The organism is Microbacterium thalassium (assembly GCF_014208045.1).
GTDB classification, from domain to species: Bacteria; Actinomycetota; Actinomycetes; order Actinomycetales; family Microbacteriaceae; genus Microbacterium; species Microbacterium thalassium.
On record NZ_JACHML010000001.1, the window covers coordinates 3,420,375 to 3,446,715 of the forward strand.

Annotated in this window: 1 protein-coding gene; it reads right to left on the reverse strand. The window is 70.3% G+C overall.

Features of this window, described 5'->3' with window-relative positions:
- Nucleotides 1–16: 16 nt before the first annotated feature.
- The gene (locus HD594_RS16010; protein ID WP_184751989.1) at nt 17–26,338 is read right to left on the reverse strand and encodes a hypothetical protein; all 26,322 of its coding nucleotides are present in this window, start codon (nt 26,336–26,338) and stop codon (nt 17–19) included.
- Nucleotides 26,339–26,341: the final 3 nt, after the last annotated feature.

The following is a 26,341-nucleotide window of genomic DNA, read 5'->3' on the forward strand; positions in this document are numbered from 1 at the left end:
GACCCCGGCGGAGGCGCTAGGTCTCGGCTCGGCCGACGATCTGCGACGACGATTCGGCGCTGCCCGCCGACGCGGTCGTCGCTCCGACGTCCGCCTCGAGCCCATCGGTGCGTATTCGGATCTCGTCGACGCTGAGCTCTCCCTCGGCCGCCAGCACCCCCATCGCGCCGTCGGCGATCGCGCTGTTGAAGGAGTAGCTGGCGACGAATGCGCCGTCGACCGTCACCGAGACCGACGCGCCCTTCATGACCAGCTGCAGCCGATACGTGGTGCCGGCCGACAGCGACCACGGCACGGCGACATCGACGACCCACCCGCGACCGGGCTCCATGTGCCCGATCTGGATCTGCTGGGTGGCGACATCCAGCACGACGAACTTGACATCGCTGTCTCCGTAGGCGTCGAAGAACACCCCGCCGACGCCGTCCTCGCCGAGGCTCAGGTCCACGGTGAACTCGACGTAGGCGTTCGCCTCGACGCGGCCGCCGAGATCGACCTCGGCCATCGCGGGCGCCGCGGCGGGATCGGCCGAGGCCTGAAGTGCGCCATCGGCGACGCTCCAGTCACCGGAGCGCGCCGGCTGCTCGACGATCCCCGCTCCGTCGTCGAACGTCTCGGTGACGTCGACGGCGAGTGTCGGCGGGAGCACCTGCACCGAGATGCTGTCGAACCTGCCGCGTGCGTTGTCGGAGCCGACGCCGATGAGGCCCTTGTTCAGGCCGACGGCCTCGCCCTCGAACAGGCGCGGCGCGAAGGTGTACGTGAAGGCGGTCTTGCCCGCGACCTCCACCCAGACCGTCGTCCCGTTGACGTAGACCACCAGGTCGTACCACTTGCCGGTCTTGATCCCGCCCTTCACCGACGCCTGGACGACCACGTGCCATCCGGACGCGTCGCGATAGCCCATGACGAGCTTGCTGGTCGAGCCGTCGACTCCCGCGAACTTGAAGTCGGTCGGCGAGAAGTAGTCGAAGATCGTGTACGCGTTCGCCTTCCAGCCGGCGGTCGGCTTTTCCATGTACACGCGGGAGTGGATCTCGTAGTAGATCGGCAGGTACGCGTCGATGTAGTAGACCGCCGAGGCGTCGCCGCCGAGGGACTCCGCCGACACCTCGAGCGCGCCTCCCGAGACCGCGAACGAGCCGCTGTCGGTGAAGAAGGCCTGCATCGACCCGTCGTTGAAGTCGGCCGACCGCAGCACGTCGCGACGTCCGCCCGGGATGTTGCCCGGCTGCGGGTCCGAGGGCCCGCCGGTCTGCTCCTGCCACAGTCCGTGGTCCTGCTGGACGACGAGGCCCAGCTCGCCGTACGGCTCGCCGTTGCGCTCGGCATCCGAGTTCACATCCGCGGCGATCGTCGGATCGGCGCCCTGGCTCGCCGACAGCGCATAGAGGAACTCGAACAGCCACGGCGGCACCTGCCGCGACACCGTCGCAATGCCGAACGGGGCGAACGGCACGATGTACGAGTTGAACTCGCCCACCCAGTCGATCAGGCGGTCGCCGCCGGTGTTGCCGATCAGGATGTCGAGGCCCGCGCCGCCGTACGCACGGTCCTGGTAGAGGGGGTGCGTGTCGGGGGTGTCGTTGGGCGACGGCTGCAGCTTGCTCGCCATGCCGCTGCCGTAGCTGCCGTCGGCGGCGATCGTCATGACGTCGTCGGCGTTGAGCAGGTCGTTGCCCCAGCCGCCGTACATCGTGTCCTGCCCGGTGCCGCCCACGAGCCAGTCGTTGCCGAGGTCGCCGAAGATCGCGTCGGCGCCGTCGCTGTGCGCGTCGCCCCAGCCGATGCACGAGCTGTTGGGCGCGGTCTCGACGCACCCGTTGAGCGTCGGCCCTTCGTCGCTGGCGCCGCTCAGGAACCACGTCAGTCCGGTGCCGTCCTTGTTCACCGAGCCGTCGGCGTTCAGCTCGATCGTGCGGCGCGGGTCGAACTCGTCGTAGAGGGCGAACTCGCCGAGGCGGTCCACGACGTTGTTGTTGTCGTGCCACGCGTCGCTGTCCTCGCCGAAGTGCAGCAGGTCACCGGGGTTGTAGGGGCGCGTCCAGTCGGAACGGTAGGCGTTCGGCAGCAGCGAGCCGTTCTCGTAGACCTGCGTGTACGCGTTCCACACGGCCTCGCCGCCGAGGATCGCATCGTCGCCGGCCCCTCCGTGCAGGAAGTCGCCCGCGACGCCACGCACGCCGGTCGGCTGGTCCTGGTTGTTCTTGAGCCCGAAGATCTCTTCCGGGAAGTACTGCACGGCGCCGCCGAGCCCGCCGAAGATGACGTCGTCGGAGTTGTTGGCGTCGAACAGCTGCTGGTCGCCGCCCGAGGCGTTGGGCGTGAGGTTGAACGGCGTCAGATCGACCGTCTTCTTCAGGTCGCCCTCGACATTGATGAGCGCCGTCTGCACGTCACCGGGCGAGGCGATCCACTGGTTCAGCTGCGTCGCGCACAGCGACGTGTGGTTCTCGGTGCAGGTGCCGGCCGGATCCAGCGGCGCGATGCCGTGCAGCGGCTCGCCGACGGTGTCGTTGTTGCGGCTGGTGAGGATGCGGCCGTCATCGCCCAGGATGCCGTCCTGCCCGACGCCGCCCGACAGCCAGTCGTTGCCCCAGCCGCCGATGATGTCGTCGTCGTCCGCGTCGCCGAACGCCACGTCGGAGCCGCCGCCGAGGTAGACGATGTCGTCGCCCAGGCCGCCGTGGACCTCGTCGTTGCCGAAGATCTCCCACCAGAAGACGCCCTGCTCGATCTCGGTGACCTCGCTGTTGCGGCCTGACGGGTCGGTGATGACGTACCGTTCGCTGCAGTCGGCCATCGTGTCGCTGCCGGCGTCCGTGCACTGCTCCCCCGTCAGCGGGCCGAACAGGTCGGGGCGGAAGTCGGGTCCGCCGGGCGTGTAGTCGAGCAGGTGGACGCCGCGGACGACGAGCTCGGCGCCGTAGGGGTCGTCGTAGACGAAGCCGACGTAGAGGCCGACCGGTTCGCCCGACTCGGCGTCGACGAGCGCCGGGTCGCCGGCCGGGCTGATGTCCACGCCGTCGATGCCGACGATGCGGATGATGCGTCCGTTGTCGCCGATGATGACGTCGGCGTCGTCGACGTGGCGGGCGCCGGGGACCTCGAGGCCGGGGTCGATCCCGCCGTTGTCGTTGCGGGCGATGTGCTGACCGGATCCGCCGAACAGCAGGTCGGCGCCGTCGGGTCGCTCGAACGGCGTGTCCAGCGAGTTGGCGTCGCTCGAGCCGCCGATGATGTCGTCCTGCCCGAGTCCGCCGAAGACGATGTCGTTGCCGCCGCCGCCCTCGATGTAGTCCTCTCCGTCGGTCTCGGCGTTCTCCTCGGAGGCGACCACGTCGAGGTCGCCGACGACGTCGCAGGCTCCGGCGGCCGTCGTGGTCGAACCGTCGGCGGGGCAGCCGTCGGGTGTGCGCGAGGCGCCGACGTGGGCGATGCCGGCGACGGCATCCGCGATCGAGCCGTCGCCCTGGATGACGTCGTCGCCGAGCTGACCGAAGATCATGTCGTGGTCGGGACCGCCGGCGATGTAGTCGTTGCCGAAGCTGCCGAGGCCCCGGTCCCCGTTCTCGACCTCGAACGTGTGGAGTCCCAGCATGTCGTAGTCGAACTCGGCCCACCACGGCGCGCCGTCGGGGTCGCGGTAGTGGCGCTGCTCGCCGTCTGCCAGCAGCGCGCCGCTCGTGTCGGCGGTGACGCCGGCGTCGAGACCCGGCAGCGAGTAGAGGTGGTCGCCCGACAGCGTCTGGAACCGTTCGCTGAGGAAGTCGGTGCGGGTCAGGCACGCGTTGTCGCCGAAGAGCAGGTCATCGCCTCCGAGCCCGTCGATCATGTCGTGCCCGGCGCCGCCGATCAGGACGTCCTGGCTGGCGCTGCCGAAGAGGATGTCGTCGCCGCCGTCCTGCCACTGCGCGGTGCAGAACCGCAGCACCGTGTCGAAGGACGTCGTCTGGATCTTCTGCAGGCGCGGGTCGGGCAGGTTCGGGTCGATGACGTCCTGCCACACGAAGCCGTAGTCGCCGAACACGATGTCGATGTACGCCTCGGGCGGCCCTCCGAGCTTCGTCCCGTCGCCGCTGCCGAACAGCGTGTCGACGCCGGGGTCGAGCAGCGGGTCGGCGACCGCCGACGGCACGGGGTCGATCGTGGTGCCGGTGCCGACGAACCCGGTGCGGCTGAGGGTGGGCGACGGGCTCGCGTTGCTGTTCGCGACGGTGAGCGACCGGTCGAGCACGCCGACGTTGAACCCGGAGTCGCCGTAGATGTGGTCGACGCCGCGCAGGCCGAGGATCCTGTCGTCCCCGCTGCCGCCGGCGAGGTGGTCGCCGGCCTGGCTGCCGATGATGAGGTCGTCGCCCTCGCCGCCGTAGGCGGTGAACCCGATCGTCGGCAGGTCGCAGGCGTCGAGGGTGCACTCGATGTGCTCGAAGAGCCCGGACGCATCGATGATGTCATTGCCGGCGCGGCCCGCAGCCCACGGGTTCGCGAGCGGGAAGACCCACTCGTCGTCTTCCTTGTCGCCGTCGGGCAGCAGCGGGAACGGGTCGAACGGCTTCTCGCCGAACTCGGCGCCGCGGGTGTCGGACGGGCTGCCGAGGTACCACGCGCCGTCCTGCGACGTGTCGCCGTAGACCACGAGCGGCGAGCCGGGGCCGGCGACGGCATCCTTCTCGCAGGTGATCTCGGCGTCGTCGGCGAGGTTGCAGACCACGATGTGGTCGCCGCCCATGCGGACGCCGCCGTCGTAGCGGACGTCGAGGCCGGTGACGGTCACCGTCACGCCCGTGCGCGGGGTGAAGGCGGCGCCCTGGATGGTGAGCACGGCGCCGTCGATCTCGAGGATGGCCCATGGCCCCGCCATGCCCGAGATCGTCACGATCTGGCCCTCGTCGAAGTCGGCCCACGCGGTGGGGTCGCTGCTGATGAGCTGGTTCGTCGTGATGTCGACGGTCCCGGAGAAGACATCGTCGCGCGGCTCGGCGACGTGCACCGTGAGCAGGGCACCTGGGACCTCGGTGTCGAGGGCGCTGTCGAGGAGGAGGGTGCTGCCCTCACCGCAGCCCTCGAAGGTCGTCTCACCCGCGGGTGCAGGCGGGCACGTCCAGTCCTCGAAGCCGACGATCCGGCGCGCCTGGGCCTCGGCGCCGACCTGCACGTACTGGCCGACCTCGAACCCGGCCTCCTCCCAGCTCAGTCCGTCGAGGCGGGTGACCTCGGCGCCGCTGACCGTCGTGCGTCCGGTGACCGCGAGCTCGCGGTTGCCGCCGCCGTGCACGACGGTCAATGCGCCATGGGCGCCGGCGACGTAGACCTTGCGCTCGTCGGACGAGTCTGTGACCACGATGCCGCGCAGCCGCATCAGAGTGCCCTCGATCACGACGACACGCCACTGGGCGGGCTCGTGGCCCTCGATGTAGACGAGCTGGCCGACGACGAATCCGGCGCCCGCCCAGTCGACGCCGGTGACATCCACGCCGACCGCGGACGCCGTGATCGTCACGGGCGCGTCGACGAGGATCTGCGGGTCGGTCGCGGTGATGACGGCGAGGCTGGACGGCGGGGTGGGGGGCGCCGTCGTGAGCTCGAGGAACTCGTTGCTGTCGCCCGAGATCGCGTCGATGACCCACTCCCCCTCGACGCCCTCGATGCGGATCGTCTGGCCCTTCAGGAACCCGAGGGCCCGCCAGTCGATGCCCTCGCGGGTGAGCTTCCCGTCGACGACGGTGAACACGCCGCGGGCGACGACCGCGGGGGCGGGCTGGAGCGTGCCCTGGATGTCGAGGCGGTCGTTGCCGACGCCCAGCAGCAGGTTCAGCACCTCGATCGTGCTCACCGTGGTGCCCGTGGTGATGATCTGGCCCGGCGTCTGGTCGATCACGCCGAAGCTGATGCCGCCGGGGATCGCGAGAGGCTCGCCGAACGGGTTCTCGCCCTCGAAAGTGAGGTCGGCGGCGGTGCCGAACCCGCGGAGGGTCGTCGAGGTCATCGTGCCGACCCCGTCCTCCTGGCTGCCGTCGTTGTAGAGGTTCAGCACGTCGATCTGGCGGCTCTCTGCCGGCTGCGCGCCGATGCGGAACAGCGGCCCGTCGATCTCGCCCGGCAGCTTCACACCGTTGCGCAGTGACCGGTCGGCGCCGGTGACGCCACCCTCGACCGAGAGCGGTCCGCGCAGCTTCGACAGGCGGTGCACGGAAGCCGGGTAGACCTTCACGCCCTCGCGCGTGGGCGGCACGGTGTAATAGGTGTCGGCCACCAGCCCGACTGTCTGCGGCAGGTACCAGTCCGTCGAGTCGAACGTGACCTGCGCGGCCAGGCGCATGATCCGCAGCGACAGCGACGCGCCGTCGGTCCACTCGAGCGGGAAGTCGAACTCGGCGGTGAACTCCAGCGTGGTGTCGAACGTGTCGTTGAGACCGCGGATGAGGGCGATCTTCACGTCGACGTACCGCACGACCTCCCCTGCGGCGTTCAGCTCGGAGATCCGCACGCGCTGACCCTCGAGGAACCCGTCGGCGAGCCAGCCGGCCTCGTCGTCGGGGATGCTGCGCACCAGGCGCGGGGTCGCGCCGCTGGTGAGATCGATCGTCGCGGTGCCCTCCCAGGCGCCGAGCGGGACGAGGACGGCGACGGTCGCGCCCTCGTAGGTGCCGGCGGGCAGGGATGCTGTGCCCGTACCGAACGCGGCGACGGTGAGCGCGGCATCCGTCATGGCGGTGATCACCCGCGTGTACGAGGCGCCGCCCAGGATGAGTTCGATGACCTGCCCGGCCTGGAAGCCCTCCTCGGCGAAGCTGCCGAGGTCGCTGCCGTTCGCGCGGGTGACGGTGGTGCCCGAGACCGTCAGGTTGCCGGCGAACAGGGTCACCGGGCGGTAGCCGCCGATCTCGACGAGGTCGACCGGGTTGCCGCCGATCGTGGCGACATCGGTGGTGCCGTCGGTGAGGATGCTGACGGTGACCTCGTCGGTCGGGCGCTGCGTGAGGCGCAGGTCGTAGTCGTCTCCCGCGCCGCCGAGTTCGACGAGGGTGCCGGTGCCGGACTCGATCGCGACGACGCCCGGGGTGTCGTCGTCGATGACCTCGACGTCGACGAGGCCGGTGCCCGAGCGCAGGTTCGGGAACACGTAGTCGTCGTCGTCGACACCCTCACCCTGGCGGAATCCGATGACCGCGATCTGCGGGTCTTCGGGGCGGGCGTCGTCGCGGGCGAGGATGCCGATGCGGACGGGGATGTACCAGTTCGTGTGGTCGAAGGTGATCGTGCGGGCTGCTGCATCGAACCGGTCGTCCGTCTCGTCGAGGTTCTTGAGGATGAGCGCCTGGTCGGCGTCGTCGAGGAAGTAGACCTCGACGACCACCGTCGTGCCTGCGGCGACCTCCTTGGCGAGCGAGACCAGGATCTCGTCGGCCATGCCGGTGTCGACGCCCGGCAGGTCATCGTATTCGGTGCCCTCGATCACGACGGTGCGGCGGTCCTCGGTCGTCGTGTCGGGCTCGACCTCGACGACGTAGATGCCGGGGGTGTCGTTGTCGCGCAGTGAGACCTCGACGTTGCGAACGGCCACCCCGTCGAGTTCGGGGTCGGCGGGCGCCAGCACCGAGTGCTGCACGACCACGACCCGGTCGCCCTCGGCGCGGGCGTCGTCGATCGCGAGCACGTACACGGTCTGCGGCACGGTGTAGGCACCCGCCGCGAAGGTGAGGACGATCGAGCGCTGCGGGACGGGCACGTTCGCGCCGTCGATCACGATGTGCCGCTGGTAGTGCGCGAACTCGGTGCAGTCGATGCCGGCCGCGAGGTCCGGGGCGCACAGCCACAGCGTTTCGGCCTCGCCGCCGGCGAGATCGCCGTTGTCGAGTTCGTCGTCGGCTTCCTCCTGCGGCGAGCGCGCAGCCGACACCGTGATGTAGACCGTGCCGGTCAAGTCCTCGGCCGCGGCCGCGGAGATCTGCACCGTGTACGAGTCGGCGGTGGGCGAGTCTCCACCGGTGACCACCGCCGAGCCGCCCTCTCGGACGGTCGTGCCCGCGCCGCTCTCGGTGATGATGATCTGACCCGAGTCGCCCGTCGCGACATTGGTCTCGATGCCGTCCGTCGGCAGGCCGTCGTAGTCGGGGTCGTCGGAGGAGACGAGGTGGTCGATCGCGCCGCTGATGCCCTCGAGCTCCTGGGTCACGATGTCTTCGACCACGTCGCCGGTGACGTTGATGGTGTCGCTGCCGAGCCCGCCGATGACGCGGTAGGCGACGCCGTACGCGGTGGACTGCACGAAGAACTCGTCGTCGCCCTCGAGTCCGTCGACCTCGACGTACTCGAGGTTGTCGTAGCGGACGTTCAGGCCCGCCCCGACGATGCCGGTGGCGCTGATCACGATGTCGTCGGCGAACTCGGTGCCGAGCACGACCATCTTGTCGATGCCGGTGCCGCCGTCGACCGAGACCGGGGCGTTGACGTTGTACTGCACCTCGTCGTCGCCGCCGCCGGTGCGGATGTCGAGCGGCTTCGCGGTCGAGAACCCGGAGCCGATGACCGGAACCGCGACCTGGTCGTCGTCGAGCGGGATGATGTCGTCGGTCCACTGCCCGTAGCCGGTCGTCATGTGGGCGTCGGCGTTGTTGCACGTGCCGTCGCCGTTGTTGTCGAGGCGGATGCCCGATCCGACGACGCAATAGGCGACGCTGTGGTCGGGGTGGAGCACGGGATCGCCGGTGGTCGCGTCGCGTTCTACGAGCGGGTACTGCCCCGTCACCAGGTCGGGGGCGAGCGTGACATCCGACAGCCCGCACACACCGTCGCCGTCAGCATCCGTGTCGCACACTGCGGCGATCGCGAAGGCGCGGATGACGAACAGGTCGCTGTCGTCGTCGCCCTCGAGCCGCAGCTCCGCCTGGTTCGCGTACACCGTGAAGGTGTCTTCGCCGGTGCCGCCCTGCGCGATCAGCGGCGCCGAGTTGCCCGGGCTCAGCCAACCGCGGGTGGTGGAGATCAGGTGCGGGAACGTGTCGTGCGGGGCGACCGCGCCGTCGGTGCCGTCACGCTTGGTGCCGAAGATCTGACCGATCTGGAAGACGTCGTTCCCGGCCCCGCCGTCGAGGGTGATCGTGGTGGTGGTGTCGTCGACGTAGAACGCGTCGTTGCCTGCGAGCCCGAAGACGGTGAGGCGACCGTTGACGGCGGTGTCGTAGTTGATGCGCTGCACCGCGTCGATCTGGCCCGGGTCGGTGTCGCCGGCGCCGTCGTACCGGTAGTCGGCGACATCCCCGTGCAGCATGGCCACGAACGCGGGCCGGTGCGCGGTCTCGGTGCTCTCGCACCCCGGCTCGGTCGTGCTCGGGGGTCCGAAGGGAATGCACGACGCGGTGCGCAGGAGGAAGATGTCGTCTCCCGATGCCTCGGCCGCATCGAGGCCGAAGATCTCGACCTCGTCGACCCCGTCGTCGGGCGCCCCGGTGTCGAGCACGCTGATGACGTAGTCGCGGGGCGATCCACCGTTGCTGCCGGTCGTCCAGATGCGGTACATGTCGGTGCCGGCCTGGCCGTCGAGGGTGAGGGTGTGCCCGGCGTCGACGTCCATCGTCTGCAGGTAGTGCACCGCGAAGCTGTCTTCGCCGTCGGCGGCGGGGGCGGATGCCGTGGGCACCGCCGCGCTGCCATAGACCCGTGTCATCGCACCGAGGTGCACGTACCCGGCGTCGCCGAGGGTCTCCCCGAAGCTGATGCCGCTCTCGTCGCCGAACTGGAAGTGATCGACGTCGGTGTTCCCGAAGATGCGGGTCATGTCGGACGGGCTGTTCGTGCCCGACGCGCGGTAGCCGCTGGTCACGGATCCGCGGATCACGACCGTCGCCCCGAACCCGGCGTCGCCGTTGGTGTGGTCGGCGTAGAGGTCGATGTCGGCACCGGCGACGATGAAGCTGTTCTGGTGCAGGTCGACGTCGTCGCCGATCCGCAGCAGCACGTCGCCGACCGTCTCGGTCCGCGCCGCGATGTAGCCGTTCGCGACCGCCCGCGATGCGTCCGCGCCGGATTCGGTGAAGCGCGCGTCGCCCGAGGCGAGGAGGTACAGGTCCTCGTCGAGCGTGTCGTCCGTGGGCGAGGTGTCGGCGGCGGTCTCGCGGACGGTGAGACGGATGCCGCCCGTCTCGGCGTGTGCCATGACCAGGCGCAGCCACGAGTCGACCTCGGTGAGGAAGATCGAGCCGCCCGCTTCGAGCGAGACGTCCGCAACCGTCGGTGTGAGGCGTCCCGAGTCGATCTCGAGGTCGTTGGCACCGGCACCGATGTCGCAGGACGTGCCGGTCAGGCAGTTCGCGTCGATGTCGACGGTGTCGCCGAGGACGTTCGCATCGGCATCCCCCGCGCCGGCGTCGCGTCCGTCGAGGATCGACCCGTCGCGGGTCGCGAGCGTGATGTCGTCGTTCAGCGACCACACCGTGTCGACGTGCAGGTCGCCGGTCGTCTCGGTGAGGCGGATCGTCTGCGGTGCCTGCGCGTTGACGACGCCGAAGCCTGCGACCGACGAATCGATCTCGAGGAAGTTGACGTCCGATCCGATCGTGGCCGTGGGGGCACCGGTCGCCGCGCACGACGCGACCGCACCGCCGAGGACGTCCGCCAGGACCGCCGTTCCCGCACACAGGGTGATGTTCACGCCCAGCACATCGGCCGCGGTGTCGCCGATCGCGGCCGGCAGGTCGCCGTCGGTCGGCGCGTCGACGATCGACCCTGGCGCGGCGAGCGTCACATCGTCGAGCCGGGAGCGGATCTCACCGACCCGCATGTCGAGGCTCTGCTCGGTGAGGACGATGAACCCGTTGGTGTCGACGTCGATGTGACCGGTGCCGATGATCTCGGTGATGCCGGTGACGTTCACGCGCTGCGTCGCGGGGATCGGATCGAGGACGACCACGATGTCGCCGACGCCCTCGGCCCGCAGGCCCGCGGGTTCGGTGTCGGGCCAGCGGAAGTCGTAGGTGGCGTCGATGGCGACCGAGGTTCCGGTGCCGCCGTAGAACCCGGCGTCGCGCGGCGGAATGACCAGGGTGTACCCGGCGGCCTTCTCGCCGTCGAACCGCACGTAGAAGTTCTCGTTGGTCCACACACCGTGCGGGGTCTCGTTCGCCGTGACCTCGACCGCCCCGGACGTGCCGCCGTTCGTCTCGGCGACGGCGGTGCGCAGGACGACGTCGAGGGCGCCCTCCCCGTCGGTGCCGGCGCGGAGCAGTTCGACGCTGAAGACGTGGGGGCGCAGGGTCGCCGCGGCATCCCGCAGTCTGCCCTTGAGGTCGATGTGGATGTCGTCGGCCGCGACGATCTCGAGCCACGTGCCGTCGGTGACGGTGAGCACCTGGCTGCCGTGCGTGAGCGTGTGGAGGCCGTCGGCGAGACCGTCGGGGTTGACGTCGAGGGCGGCGCCGCCCGGCGTCGCCGACAGCCGGAACCGCAGGTCGTCGAGGCGGATCACGTAGTAGGTCGCGCCATGGACCAGTGCCGGTCCGCCGGTCACGGTCAGCGGGGCTCCGCCGGCCACGCCGTAGACGACCGCGTCGCCGGTGCGCAGCCCGTGCGGCTCGCGGAACCAGAAAAGCGCGCTCTGGACGAGGTCGATCGAGAGCCCTGTCGTCGCCGTGCCCACGGAGCCGTTCGGGGTCGTGATCGTGAGGTCACGCGACTGCACGAGGGTCGTATGCGAGTGCGATGCGGTCGTGGTGCACGACCCGCTGCTCGCGTAGGCGGCGCACTCATGGTCGTCGGCGACCGACACGTCGCGCGCGGTGCGGGCGAGCACGGCGCCGGTCTCGGCGTGGATCACGGTGACGCCGATCGGGTTGACGATCGAGCCGTGCAGCTCGATGTCGGCATCGCCGAGGATGCTGTCGTTGATGATCTCGACATGTGTCGGACCGACGGTGCGCGCGAGCGTGAAGGTGAGGTTCTGGCTGTTGTCGACCTCGGCGAAGAGGTTCACCCACGGCTCGCGCGTGGTCGCGACGAGGATGTCGTGGATCCAGAGGTCGAGCGTCGAGTGGTTGATGATCGACACCGCGCCCCACGTGTTGTGGAACTGGAAGTGCGCGCGATAGTCGCTCGTGTCGGCGATGGTGCCGGCCCGGAACGCGACGCCGCCGGTGCCGGTGTTGACGATGTCGTCCACGATGACGGTGGTGCCCACGACGCGGGCGGTGAGGCCGATGGCGAGGGTGATCGTACCGTCGGCGGCGATCACCAGCTGCGGTGCGGGACCCGGGAGGATGACGACGTCGGAATCCCACACGATCGTGTCGTGGGCATCGGAACGGTGGTCGCGGTCGGAACTGCCGTCGCACGCGTCGAAGACGCCGCAGCTCTTCTTGTAGTGGTCGGGGGTGCCACCGTCGGCGGTGGTGGTGACCGCGTCGGAGTCGGCCTCGACCCAGAGGGCCAGGTCGCCGAATCCGGACCCGGTGTACAGCGGTGTGCCGGGCAGCCGCGGCGAGGCGGTGACGCGCGCCTCGTCGGCGGCGACCACCTGGGCGAGCACCCCGGTGTTGCTGCCGCTGCCGTCGGTGCGGGCGGTGCCGCGGACCCGGGTGTAGGCGAAGAGCGCGTCAGTGTCGCCGTCGGCGAACGATTCGACCGCGAACGTGCCGTACACGGCGCGGATGTCGACGCCCCGCACGCCGACGATCTCCGCCAGGGTCTCGATCCAGACGCGAGTGACGTGGTCGGCGGTGGCCTCGGCGTCGTTGTAGTTGCCGGTGCCCAGGCCCCCGGCATCCGTCTCGGCATCGGCGACGAGCGACACGCCGTGGGGCCGCGCGAGTAGTTCGACCGTCTCGCCGACGAGCCGAGCGTCCTCTTCGACCACGACGTCCGTGACCGAGGCCTCGAGGGTCGCGGTGGCGTCGCCGTTGGCGTCGGCGATGAACCCGCCGCTCTGCGCGTCGGCGAGTGCGTCGATGTCGGCCCCGAACCCGGCTCGGATGCTGACGTGGCCGTCGGCCTCGATGTCGGCATCCTCGTAGATCGTCGTGGACGTCTCAGGGTCGAAGGTGATCGTCGAGTGGGCGCCCGCGACGTCGACGAACCCGCCACCGCTCGCGTCGCTCGACGCGTTCAGGACGTGCGAGCCCTTGGCTTCGACATCGATGTCGCCGCCGACGCGGACGATGCCGCCCAGGCCCGCGTCGGTCGTCGCCGTCACGTCGATGTCGGCGTACGAGTCCTTCACGGCGATGAGCCCGCCGTTGGTGTTGCTGAGCGTCGCGGTGGAGCCGGTGACGTTGTCGGCGGTGATCGTGACGTCGCCGGTGATCGTCAGGTCGGCGGCCGAGGTCGCGGCGACGGTCTGGCTGATGCTCACCTCGACCCGGTTGACGCCGACGGCGACGAGGCCGCCGTTCGACGAGGTCGCCGAGGTCGACGAGGTGCCGTCGCCGGTCGGCGGTGCGACCTTCGACAGCGGCACGCCGCCCGCCCCCAGCAGCTTCGCCGACGTGACGTTCGAGCCGGCGGCGATCTTCATCTCGAGCTTGTGAGTGCCGGCGGTGCCGATCAGGTCGAGGCCCTCGGCGCCCAGGGACTGTGCGCGCGCGGCGGGAGGGGACGGCACGTTGTCGCGGCCCTGCTGGTAGCTGTAGGCGAGGCCGAGATCGATGCAGGCCGCGGCATCCGGAGTCTCTTTGAGGCAGAAGATGTTCGGGCTCACCGCGTCGGGCACGGCGTAGTAGGTGCGGCCGTCGACGAGGCCGCCCAGCTGCGGGTCGGTGAACCAGTGCGCGGTCGAGGTGTCCCCGACGGTGGACGAGATGGCCAGCGAGTCTACGTCGATCGCGTCGTCGGAGTTCCCCGGGTCGGTCTCGGGGCAACCGACCGCCTTGCAGAACGTGGCGGCGAGCTTGATCGCGTTGTCGGTGACACGGATGACGTAGTAGACGGCACCGTCGACGAGACCGGTGATGGGGGTGCCGCTCGTGTGGTACTGCACGGCCTCGCCATCGGCGAAGCCGTGCGGGTCGTTGAACCAGATGATATTCGAGTCGTCGCTGTAGACGAGGCCGTCGCTGTCGGTCTCAAGCCCGGTGTAGAAGACGTTGAGCACGACGTCGACGAGCGGAGCCGCGGTGTCGGCGCGGGTCGCGGTACGGTAGGTGACCGCCTGGCCCGGCTGCCACGTCGTGCCCGCGGGCATCGTGATCGTGTCGTCGTCGACATCCACGTCGGCCGCCGTGAAGGTCGGCAGCGAGGGGGTCCAGTCCGCGGACCCGCACCCGGCGACGAGGTCGACCTCGAACAGCTTGATGGTCTGCCCGTCGATCACCCAGACGCAGTACTCGCCGCCATCTGTCAGCGGCGCGACGACGCCCTCCGCGGAGCCGTCGGCCACGCGGTACCCGAGCGGGGTCTTGGTGCCGTCGGCGGCGAGAGCCGGGCGGTAGAGCACGATGTCGCCCGTGCGGAGGTTGTGGGGACCCGCGAACCGGATGACGTCGAACTCGTCGTCGAGACCGTAGGTGATGGTCGTCGAGACCGTGACGCTCTCGGGCTGGGGAGAGATGTCGCAGCCCGGCTCATCCGGGTAGTCCGCACACTCGACGTCGAACTCCTGCGTCGTCGAGGTGGTCGTCCCCTCGAACCCGACGCCGAAGGTGAGTTCCAGCTCGCCCGCGCCGGCGGGTTCGGCCGACAGGACGTAGTAGCGGCGGCCGTCCTCGAGGCCCGAGATCACCGCGGCGCCGGCGTCGTACTCGACGATGTCGCCGGCGCGGAACCGGTAGTCGCCGTATACGATCGCGTTGCCGCCGACGGAGAGCACGTGGTCGGCGGGCGGGTCGTCCACCGACTTGCGCATGACGTCGATGACGAGCTCGGCGGCGGTGATGCTGCCGTCGGCGGCGATCGTGGCGGTGGCGGTGCCGATGACGTCGCTGAACGCCTGCGAGACACCGGCGCTGATGACACCGCCGCCGTAGCCGCGCGCGACCGCGTCGGCTTCGAACAGGTACTGCGTCGAGACCGACACCGTGCCGAGTGCGCGAATGGTGGCGGCGCCGATCTGCGCGAACGCCCCGGCGTTCACGTCGCTGTCGGCGACGGAGCCGCGGCCGTCGATGAGACCGCCGCCGGCCGCCGTGGTCTCGGCGAACGACACCGCCTCGACCACCGCGGTCACCGACACCGCGTTCGCGGTGACGTCCGCACCGTCGCCGATGCGGGCGCGCACCTGCCCGGTGATGGTGCTGCGCGAGACCATGACCCCGATCGCGATCGCGCCGATCGAGCCGCCGTCGGTCTGCACTTCGGTCGTCCACTTCGCGGACGCGTCGACGGTCACATCCCCGGTCGAGCGGATGTCGACTCCGTCGCCGATCACCGCCCGCACGCCGTCCGTGTTCGCGGCGACGCCGAGGTCGATGTCGGTGACGCCTGCGGCGATCGCGATGCCGCCCGCGCCCAAGCCGATGCCCATCGGGTCGCCCTCGATCGCGGGTTCGATCTCGATCAGCCCGGTCGCGGTCACCGAGACCCCGCCGACCGGGTCTTCGTCGGTGCCGATCGTGGTGTCCTTGCCGATCACGGCCTCGACGCGGCCGTCAGCGGTGGCCGACGTGATCGCGGCGCCGGCGGCGACGGCACCGCCGATCGCGGCGGCGCCGGTCGCGAGCCCGATCTCCACGTCCGAATCGGCGTCGAGCGTCACGGCGCCGAAGCCGTCGCCGTCGACGGTCGCTCCGGTGGTCTCGATGACCGCGTCGCCCGAGCCCACCTGGGCGCCGAGCAACGCGCGGGTGTCGGTGCCCTCGTGCAGCACTGAGACGGCGGCCCCGACGCCGACGAACGCGCCACCGCCGCCGGCGACGCCGAAGGAGGTCAGGTCACCGTCGTGGTCGGCGAGGACGGCGAGGGTGCCGTCCGACCCCCGCGCGGTGATCGTCACGTCGGCGGCGATCACGGCCGACACGTCGGCGTTGCTGACGACGACCACGACACCGACACCGACGCCCGCACCGGCCGCCACGCCGACGCCGCCCGCGAGCGCGAACAGATCGACGTCGTCGCGGGCGATGACCGAGACCGAAGCGGCGGTGATGTGCGAGCCGCCGTCGATCGCGGCGGTCGTGCCGGAGCTGGCGTTCGTGGCCGACCCGGTCACGTCGTCGAGGGCGTCGGCGTTCGACTGGGTGCCGGCACCTGCCCGCGCGTCGTTCGCGATCGCGATGGCGCCCGGGGTGAGCGTTCCGGTCGCGCCGCTGGTCAGGTCGATCGCGATCCCCGCCATCGCGTCGGCGGAGGTGAGGGCGAGTTGCACGGTCGACCCGCCCGCGGGGGCGATCACGTAGTACATCTCACCGTCGGTGAGACCGCCGACCTCCGCGCCCCCACCATCGCCGTAGACGACACGGTCTCCGGTCGACAGCTTGTGGCCGGTGCCGACCTCGATCGTGTCCGCGCCGGTGTCGACATCCGTGGCGGTGAAGGCGTGTGCGGTGTCGTCGGTCTCGGTGATTTCGCCGAGCAGGCTGTCCAGCATCGTGGAGGTCTCACCGAGGACGTCCTGGTCGCCGCTGCTGCTGCTGGTGGGCTCGAGCGGGTTCTCGGTCTCGGTGTCGCCCTCGTCGGAGGTCGCGCTGTAGGTCGGGTCGAACTCGGCGCCGGTCGTCCAGACGACGACACCGCCGCCGAGCCCGATGCCGCCTGCTCCCGCCGCGAAGGCCGACGTTGTGATGTCGCGCACCGACAGCGCCGAGACCTGCACCTCGTCCGCGGCCTCCACCACCGCCGCGGAGATGAGCGCGGTGGTGTCGTTCTTGAGGACACCGACGTCCACGCTCATGCCGATGCCCGCGGCGCCCACGCCGAGGGCCCCCGCGACGACGAACACGGTCACGTCGTTGACCGCGACCACCGAGACGCTCTGCGCGGTCCCGGCGCGCGCGCGGGTGTTGATTCTCGCGCCCCCCGTGATCACGGCGGTCGTGTCGGAGTCGATGACCTCGACGGCGATCGCGCCCGCGACGCCGACGAACAGTCCCCCGGCGCCGGACACGGCGACGCCCATGTAGTCCTCGGACGAGACGGCCCAGACGATGACGCCGTGCCGGATCCGGGTGTCGAGGTCGCCGAGGCAGTCGCCGTCGCCGGACTCGCACCACGTGCCGTCGGGGATGCCCGTGATGCCGGTGCCGTGACCTTCGGCATCCACCCACGCACCGCCGCCGATGACGGCCTCCGTGGCCTTCGTGATGACGGTGATGACGAACGCACCCGCGCCGCCCCCGCCGCCGATGCCGATGCCGATGGCGCCCGCGACCGCCACCACCTCGGTGTCGTCGCGGGCGATGACCGCGACGTCGCCCGTGGCGCTGACGCTCACGTCTCCGCTGATGCTGGCGCGGGTGGTCGTGTCGATCACGAGGACCGACGCGGAGCCGCCGACGCCGGCGACGCCGGAGCCTGCGACCCCGATGTCCACCGAGATGATGTCGGTGCGCGCGATGGCGGTGACGATGACGTCGTCGGCGGCGACGACGTTGGTCACGAAGGTGTCGGGGACACCTGCGCACGCGCTCTCGGTGCCGCCCGCGGCGAGGCACGCATCGCGGCCGTTGCCGTCGACGTGGGAATCCGTCGCCGAGCCGAGTCCACCGTCGGCACCGATCCACGCCTTCGTCTCGCCGAGGATCACGGGAACGGACGCGCCGGGTGCCACGGCCACGGTGCCGGCGATGGCGACACTGGCGCCGATCGCGAGCAGGCGGTAGCCGCGCACCGCGGTGACGGCGACCGACTGGTCCTCGTGGGCCGTGTTGCCGGTCGGGGTGGCGGCCGTGTTGATGTCGGCGCCCGCGTCGATGTGGGCGAGGGTGTCGAAGTCGTGCACGACGACCGCGGCGACGACGTTGACCGAGACGACCCCCGAACCTCCGACCGAGACCGAAGCGAGGTCGATGTCGTTCAGGCTCGAGGCGACGACGATGACGCCGGTGCGGGCGGAGGTGCTCACCGTGAGGCCGGTGCGGGTCATCACCCGATCGGTGTCGAACTCGTCGTTGTCGACGAGCGGTGCGCCCGCCGAGTCGATCGGCTGCAGGGTGTGGCCTCCGTGCGACCCGCTGTGGCCGGCGGTGAGATCGACGCGGGTGCCGCCGGGGGTCTCCGACAGGGCATACACGCCGGTGCTGACATACACGAGGTAGTACGTGGCACCCGCGCGCAGTCCGCCGAGCGGCATCGTGTTGGCCTGGTAGACGACCTCCATACCGTCGAGGGCCGCGATGCGGTCGGCGAGGAGCGCTGCGCGGTAGGCGGCGATCTCGCTGCTCGTGAGGTCCGGGTAGTTGGCCTCGTACTCGTCGATCTCGTCGTCGGACACGAGGACCGACGTGTCGAGGGTGATCGTGTCGTTCGCCGCGTCGACCGCGGACGTCTCGAACGTCAGGGCCGCGGTCGTCTGCTGCTCGGTCGAGACGGACGGCGTCTCGGTCAGCGTGCCGTCGGCGACGGTCGTGGATCCGTGGCGCCCCAGCGCGGTGACGGTCGCGTTGCCGATGACCGCCTCGGTGTGCTTGGTGACGACGCCGACCCCGACCGCCAGCCCGATCGAGGCCGTGCCCGAGATGCTGAGGTTTCCGGTGACGAGATCGATCGTCATGAGGTCCTCGGCGGCGACGATCACATTTCCGTCGGCGAGCACGCTCGCGCCATCCGAGATGCGGGCGACGGTGGTCAGGTTCACGACCGATACGCCGGCGGTCACGGCCACCGCGGCAGTGCCACCGCCCGCGCCCGAGATCGACACCGAGACGATGCGGGTCTCGTCGCGCGCGTCGACGGCGACGTGGCGGATCGCGGTCACCGCGACGTCCTCGCCGATCGTGGCGTACACCCGCACCGTCATCACACCGACATCGGCGCCGATGCCCACACCCGCCGTGCCGCCGATCGCGACCGCGCCCGCCGCACCGATCAGCAGTGCGGAGGAGCGTGCGAGGACTGCGACATCCCGCCCGGAGGTGATCCCGGCATCGTCGTCGGCGTCGGAGGGCCGGTCGCCGATCGCTGCGGTCGTGGTCTCGTCGATGACGGTGACCGAGAACGACCCCGCGACACCGGCAGTGCCGCCGACCGAGCCGCCGATCGCGAAGATCGCGATCTCCTTGCCCGTGCGGGCCTCGACGATCACACCGCGCCGGTAGTCGCCGTGGATGTCGAGGATCTGCGTCCCGTCCGCCGCATCCGCGTCGATGTCCGCTTCGCCGGAGATGCGGGCCGTCGTGGTGAGGATGAAGTCCGCGTTGGTGAGCGACGCGCCGACGCCCGCCGTGCCGCCGACCGAGACCTGGCCGGCGATGGCCGAGGCGGCACCGTCGCTGAGGGCGCGCACGTGGACCGTTCCGCCGGCATCCACCGTCGACGATCCGTCGATCGCGGCGGTGACGTCGGCGATGATGACGTTGATCGAGAACGAGCCCGCGACCCCGGCGCTGCTGCCGCCGGCAAGGCCCAGGCTGATCGACTCGATCGTCGCGTCCTCGTCGGCGTAGACGTGGACGCTTCCGCTGCCGGTCGCGGTGACGTCGGAGTCGACGATCTCTGCGGTCGTGTCGACGTCGATGATGTTGACCGCGATCGCGACGCCGACGCCGGCGCTGCTGGTGCTGATCGCGGCGCCGCCGGCGAGCGACTTGATCGTCGAGGTGTCGGACGCGCTCACGGTCACGGTGCCTGCGGCGGTGACCACCGAGCCGTCGTCGATGCTCGCGGTGACCTCGCTCGTGATGACGTTGATGGCGAGTCCGCCGCCGACCGCGACACCGCTCGTGCCGACTCCGCCGGCGACCGACATGGCGAGGATCTTGCCGTCGAGCAGCGGGTCGGACTCGGTGGACGCGGCGCGGACGGTGACCGTGCCGGCGATGCCGCTGAGGTTCGAATCGATCACCTGGGCCGAGGTCGTCGTCGAGACCTGGTTGTAGCCGAGCGCGGCCCCGAATCCGGTACCCCCCAGGCCCAGGCCGAGCGATCCGCCGGCCGCCTGCAGGTTCGCGTCGTCGGTGGCCTCGACCAGAACGCTCGCCGCTCCGCTGATCGTGGAGTCCTGGATGCGAGCGGTCGTGGTGCCGAAGATCAGGTTGATGCTGATGGTGAACGCGATCGACGTGCCTTTGGTCGCCGCTGCGGCGATCGACACCGATCGCAGCGTCGCGTCGTTGGCGGCCGTGACCTCGACCGCGCCGGTGACGAAGAGCGCGGCGTTCGTGAGCTGCGCATTGATGTCGGCGTCGACGTCGTTGAAGCCGAGCGAGGCGCCGATGCCGGTCTTGCCGCCGATGGCCGCGCCGCCGCCGATCGCGATGAGATGCATCGTGTCGCTCGCGGCGACGGTGACCGCGCCGCCGACGGTGCCGGCGAGGTCGTGTGCGATGGCCTCGGTATCGCTGATGACGAGGTTGATCGAGACGCTGCCGGCGATGTTGAGTTTGCCGCCGGTGAAGTTGCCCGCGGCGCCGATGCTCGCGGTGGTCGCCTCTCCGGCGCGGGACGCGGTGACCGACAGGTCGCCGGTGAGAGTGAGGGTCGGGCCGACGAGGAGTGCCCGGGTGACGTCGGTGAGGAAGACGAAGCTGAACGCTCCACCGATGGTGTTGCTGCTGGAGGGACCGCTGTCGCTGGGAACCGCGATGGCGGCGCCGCCGGTGACCGACAGCATCCACGTGTCGTTGGCGGCGCTGACCTCGAGGTCGTCCGCGTGGATGGGTGCGGTGGTCGCCACGTAGGCGAGGGTGGTGTCGGTGACGAGGGTGATGCCGACAGCACCGGCGATTCCGAGACCCGTCGTCGGGGGTGCGCGCGCGGGAGCGACGTCCTCGAAGAGCACCGGCAGCGAGACGCCGTCGAGGGGATCCTCTTCGGTCGCGCCCGGCGGGTCGCCGCTGACGGCCGTGCCCGCGATCGCGAACGAGAGGATCTGACCGTCGGTCTTGGCCCGCACCTGAGCGGCCCCGGTGACGGCGATGACGGGTGGCAGCGAGCCATCGGGGTCGGGAGCTCCCGGGGCGGCCGGGGTGGGGATGTCGCCGAACTCGGCGGCATCCTCTGCCAGCTCCGCGCCGTACACGGCACGGACGTCGCGTGAGATGTTGTGGACGCCGCCGCTCACGCCGATCCCGGTGCCGCTGGTCGAGCTGAGGCTGCCGGACCAGATGGCCGCGGTGACGAGGCTGGCGGCGTAGGTCGACAGGTCGCGACCTGTGATCACGACGCCGTCTGCGATCCACGCGAGCACGGTGCTGGTGAGACCGACGTAGATGAAGGTGCCGTTGACGACGAACGTCGCGCCGCCTCCCCCGCCCGACTGCGCGAGGTTGATGAGCAGCAGCGCCTCGACGGCCTTGTGCTGCATGCCGCCGTCGGCCCCGGTGTAGATCGCGGTGTCGCCGTCGATGATCGCCTTGGTCGTGTTGGTGAGGAGCACGATCGCGACGGAGCCGCCCACGCCCCTCGCCTCGCCGGACGTCCCGCCGACCGGGTTGATGTCGAACGACGGGTCGATCGTGAACTCGGTGTATCCGATGGCACCCAGTGCCGCCTCGAAGTTGAACACGCCCGTGATGGTCATCAGCTGCATCGCGGTCGTCGCCGCCACCGTGACGACCTGCTCGCCCCAGTTCGTCGAGCGATCGAAGTCCGACGGATCCTCCGGGATGTCGTTGTTGGCGTGGTCGTTGAGAAGCCAGTCGGCATCCTGGTTGAGGCGGGAGTCGGTCACCGTCGCGATCGACTCGTTCGTGAAGACGAGGACGGTGACCGCGCCCGCCAGTCCGTTCTGATCGCCCGAGGCGGTGGCGCGCGTCCACACGTTGAACAGCGACGAGACCAGGCCCGCCGCGTCGAGGTACTTGGTGACGCCGTGGATGCCGTCCGCCTTCACGGAGTCCATGAACTCGCCGAGTGTCGAGGGGATCAGCTCGTCGGGCCGCTGCACATACGGGTAGGTGACGTCCGAGATGACTCGCAGGGCTCGGAGCGCATCGAGGTCGGCATCGTCGACGGTCGCGCGGGCGGTGTTCTTCATCACCGCGATCGCGACGGCCACCGAGACCCCGGTGCCCTCGGTGGGCGTCGACATGTCCGGCTCCTTCGCGGCGGGGCTCGTCGAACTCTGCGTCGAGGTCTGCAGCACGTCGGTGATCGCGGCCACGATCTCGAGGTCCTCGTTGCTCTTGAGCACAGCCCCCGGGTTGACGAACGTCTCGACGAGATGGTCGGCCCACACGAAGGTGACCGCACCCGTCACGCTGAGCGACGCCGGGATCGGCAGTGTCGTGCTGCCTCCCGCGGACTCGAAGGTCTCGAAGAGCTTCCCGATCAGGCTGTCGACCCCGCTCGAGAGCTCCAGGCTGACGGGCGGGTCACCGTCCGCGTGGCCGGTCGTCGCCGACGCGCCGTTCTCGGCCTCCAACGACGAGATGACGCCGATTCCGGTCGAGAGCCCCGAGTCGAGCACGTGGAACGCGGTCAGCGTGTAATCGCCTGCGCCGAGGAAGCTGAGCTCGATGAACTTGCCGGCGTTGGCCTCGTTCTCGGACTCGGCGAGCTTGATCTTCTGCTGCACGTTCGTGAGCGATCGCGTGTCGCCGGTGAGGTTGGTCTCGTCGGTGTCGGTGATGACGTAGTACACCCCGCCGTCGCTGAGGCCGCCGATCCCGAGTCCGCTCGTGACGTCGAATCGCACCGACTGCCCGTACTCGAACGGGTTCGCGAAGATCGAGAACGATCCGGCGGTGTCGCCGTCCCAGGCGGGCGAGACCGCCGTGATCTCGCTCTCGCCGAAGTCCACGTCATCCTGGTCGAAGCTCTTGCTGTTGACCGCCGCGGTCGCGGTCTCGTCATCCGGGACGTTGACGAAGTCGATCGCGTCGCCGCGGTACGAGGCGAGCTCGTTGCGGGCGAGCTGGATCGTCTGGGACTCGTCGAAGTCCGTGTCCGGGTCATCCTCGACGCTGATCACGTAGTAGGTCTCGCCGTCTTCGAGCGCGTTGTCCGAGATGCCGCCGATGCTGTTGCCGCGACGGTTCGAGTAGGTGACCGCGTCGCCGGTGCCCAGCGCGATGGCGCCGACGTAGATCGTGTCGGCGACGGGGTCGACGTAGCCGATGCTCCCCTCGGGCGCGGTCGGGTCGAACTCGAGCTTGACAGTGTAGCCGTCGTCGGCCAGGGCGGTGATCGCACCGTTGATCGTCGTCGTGATGACGGCCTTCGAGATGCTGATCGCCGCGGCGATGCCGACCGACCCATTGGTGTCCTGATCCGCCTCCGCCTCGACCTGCGAGGTCACGGCACCCGTGGAGCGCACGTTCGCGACCTTGCCCGCGTTGAGAGCGGTCCCCTCCCCGACCGTCGTCATCGACGAGATGCGGGCGTACGTGACGGCGATCGACGCAGCCACTCCCCCGGTCGACGTGCCTTCGGTCTGACCCGTGGAGGCCGACATCTCGGCAGTGCCGGTGGCGTCGGCGTTGATGTTGATCGAGTCGCCCGCGGTGAAGGTGACGTTGGCGCCGATGTCGACGGTCGCGTCCGCCTCCGCCCAGCCGAAAGCGATGCTGGCGAGGCTGCTTGCGGCGACGCCGGTCGAGTCGGCACTCGCGACGACGAACGCCCCGATCGTGCCCAGCGCGCTGATCTCGGCGTTGTCCTCGACGGTGAAGCCCGCGGTCGACATCTTCACCAGGATCTTGATCGGGAACGCGGTGAGCGTGACGAGGATCTCCTCCACCGCGTCGAGCCCGCGATCGCCGAGCGTCGAGTCCGACTCGAGGATCTCGGCGGCCGAGCGGTCGTCCGCGTAGGCGAGGAAGAACACCTCGCCGCCGTGGATCTGCGCACGCGCGCCGATCGTGATGGTCGCGGACTTCGCGTCGTAGAACACCGGGCTCATGTTGACGAGATTCGCCGTGGCGAACTCCCGCGCCCAGAATTGGATGTCGCCGGCCTCGGGGTCGGCGGTGCCGACCGTCGAAAGGTCGACCGTCGAGACGATGACGTCGGAGTTCACGGTGATGACACCGGCGTTGATCCACAGATCGCCGCCGTTCGTGTAGACCGACCCGGTCACCGTCACGGCGTCGGGGTGCGCGTCGCCCAACAGGCCCGGGTTCGCCGCGGTCTCGACGTCGGCGCCCTCGATGTCGAGAGTGGCCGCGAAGTCGGCGTCCAGCGAGGCCAGAGTGATGGTGTCGAGCCCGCCGCGGCCCTCGACGAGCAGCTGCTCCGTGGGGTTCGCGAAGCGGAACGTGCCGGCACCGCCGGTCACCTGCATCTGCAGATCGCCGGTGTCGGTCATGTCGCCGATCACGATCGTGTCGGTTCCGTCGCTGCCGGCGAAGGTGAGGTTCGCGACGGGGACCGTGACGTCGACGCGGGTCGGGTCGGTGCCGTCCCGAACGATCACGCCGCCGTCGACGTTCTCGACGTCGTCGCCGAGATCGAGCGCGACTGCCGCGACCGCGCCGTTCACGACGACGACGTCGTTCCCCGCGCCGCCGACCACGAGGAGCCGGCCCTCCCAGCCGCCCAGGTCGCCGATGGTCAGGCTGTCGCTGCCGCCGCCCAGCCGGATGGTGAGCTCTGTGACGGTGTTCGCGGTGAAGCTGTGGCCCTCGGCGGTTCCGCTCGTGACCGCGAACGTGATCGTCCCGCCGGAGCGCGTGAGAGTGGCAACATCAGGCACGTCGGTCAGGACGATTTCGAGCATCGACGGGCCGGTCATGTACACGGGCTCCAAGCCCGCGTAGACGAAGGTCTCGCCGTCGACGGTGACCGTGCCCGACTGCGGGCCGGTGGCGACCGACGACACGGATGCGGCGGCACGGCGGACTTCGAGCGTGTCGAACCCGCCGTCCCCGCCGTCGACACCGCCGCTCAGCATGCCTGATCCGCCGTCGAGTACGAAACTGTCGTCGGTGTCGACGGCGCCTGTCAGGTACGCGAACCCGATGAACGCCGCCCCCGCGACGGAACCACTGCCATGGCCGGTGACCGACCACAGCAGGTCGATCGCGGGTCCCCGCAGCGTGTCCGTTCCGCCGCCGCCATCGATCGACAGCGAAACCGCGGAAGCCGTTCCGTCGAGGACGATGATGTCGTTCCCGGGCGAGCCGCGCACGACGAGAACGCGTCCCACCGGCGCCGCATCCGTGCCCGCCTCCGTCTCGACGACGACCGTGCCGCCGTCGATGCGCACGATGATCGTTCCCGCAACGGCCGCGGTCCACACCGCCGTGGCGCCATCGTCGGTCCATCCCGCCGGCGCGACCTCGGCCGTCTCGACCGCATCGGCGGCGGCCGCGAGCGTCTCGTCCTCGGCGGAAGGCTCCGTGGCTTCGGGGTCGACCCCGGATTGCGCGGCGCCTTCCGCGTCGGACTGTCCGGCCCCCGCTGACGTCGCCGCGTCCGGGCTGACCTCGCCGTCGGACGCTGTCCCCGGATCGGACGCACTCCCATCGCTGCTCGCTTCGCCGGCGTCGCTGCCCGCTTCGCCGACGGTGTCGGTCCCGGCCGTGCCCTCGTCCGACGCATCCGCCGCCGACAGCTCAGCCTCCGATGCGGACTCGGTCTCGGTCTCGGACGCGGGCTCGGGCTCCGGTGCAGGCTCCGGCTCCGGCTCCGGCTCCGATTCCGGCTCCGGTGCAGGCTCCGGCTCCGGCTCCGGTGCAGGTTCCGGCTCCGGCTCCGGCTCCGGCTCCGGGGCGGATGGCAGCGCCGTGATGACGGCACCGGGAGCGAGCGTCGCCCCCATGATCGCCGAACTGCCGTGGCCCAGACCGAGGGCGTGGCCGACCTCGTGGCGCAGCACGGTCGCGAGGTCCATGCCGCCGCCGCCCCAGCCGTGCCCGGCGGCGTCGACGTCGACCTGGATCGTCGATCCGGCCTCCTGGCCGAGCATGAGATCCGGGAGGTCGATCACGCTCGCCGAGAGCGCGGGCACCTCCCAGCCGGCCGCGGCCCACTCGCCGCGGACCTGGCCGAGCACCGCATCCACCTGCCCCTGGCCGATCGGTGCGGCGCCGCCGCCGGACCCCGAGGCCGCGATGAGCGCGTGGGCGTGGTCGTGATGGCTGTCATCCGCGTGCGCGTGGTCCTCCTCGGTAGCCCCCGACGTCCAGAGCCCCACGAGACGTCCGACCTCTTCGAGGAACTCATCGAAGGTCAGCACCGCGTCGGGCGGCGCGGCGGAGGCGCGCGCGGGATTGACCGCCGCGAACGGGATGACCATCGCGATCGCGAGCACCACGGCGAGCGCGCTGCGGCGCGCTCCCGTGACGAACCCCATGTCGAGCTCCGATCGCTGCATTGC

Coding starts and splice junctions, on each gene's coding strand:
- HD594_RS16010 (WP_184751989.1), bottom strand. CDS start 26,338: ATGCAGCGATCGGAGCTCGACATGGGGTTCGTCACGGGAGCGCGCCGC.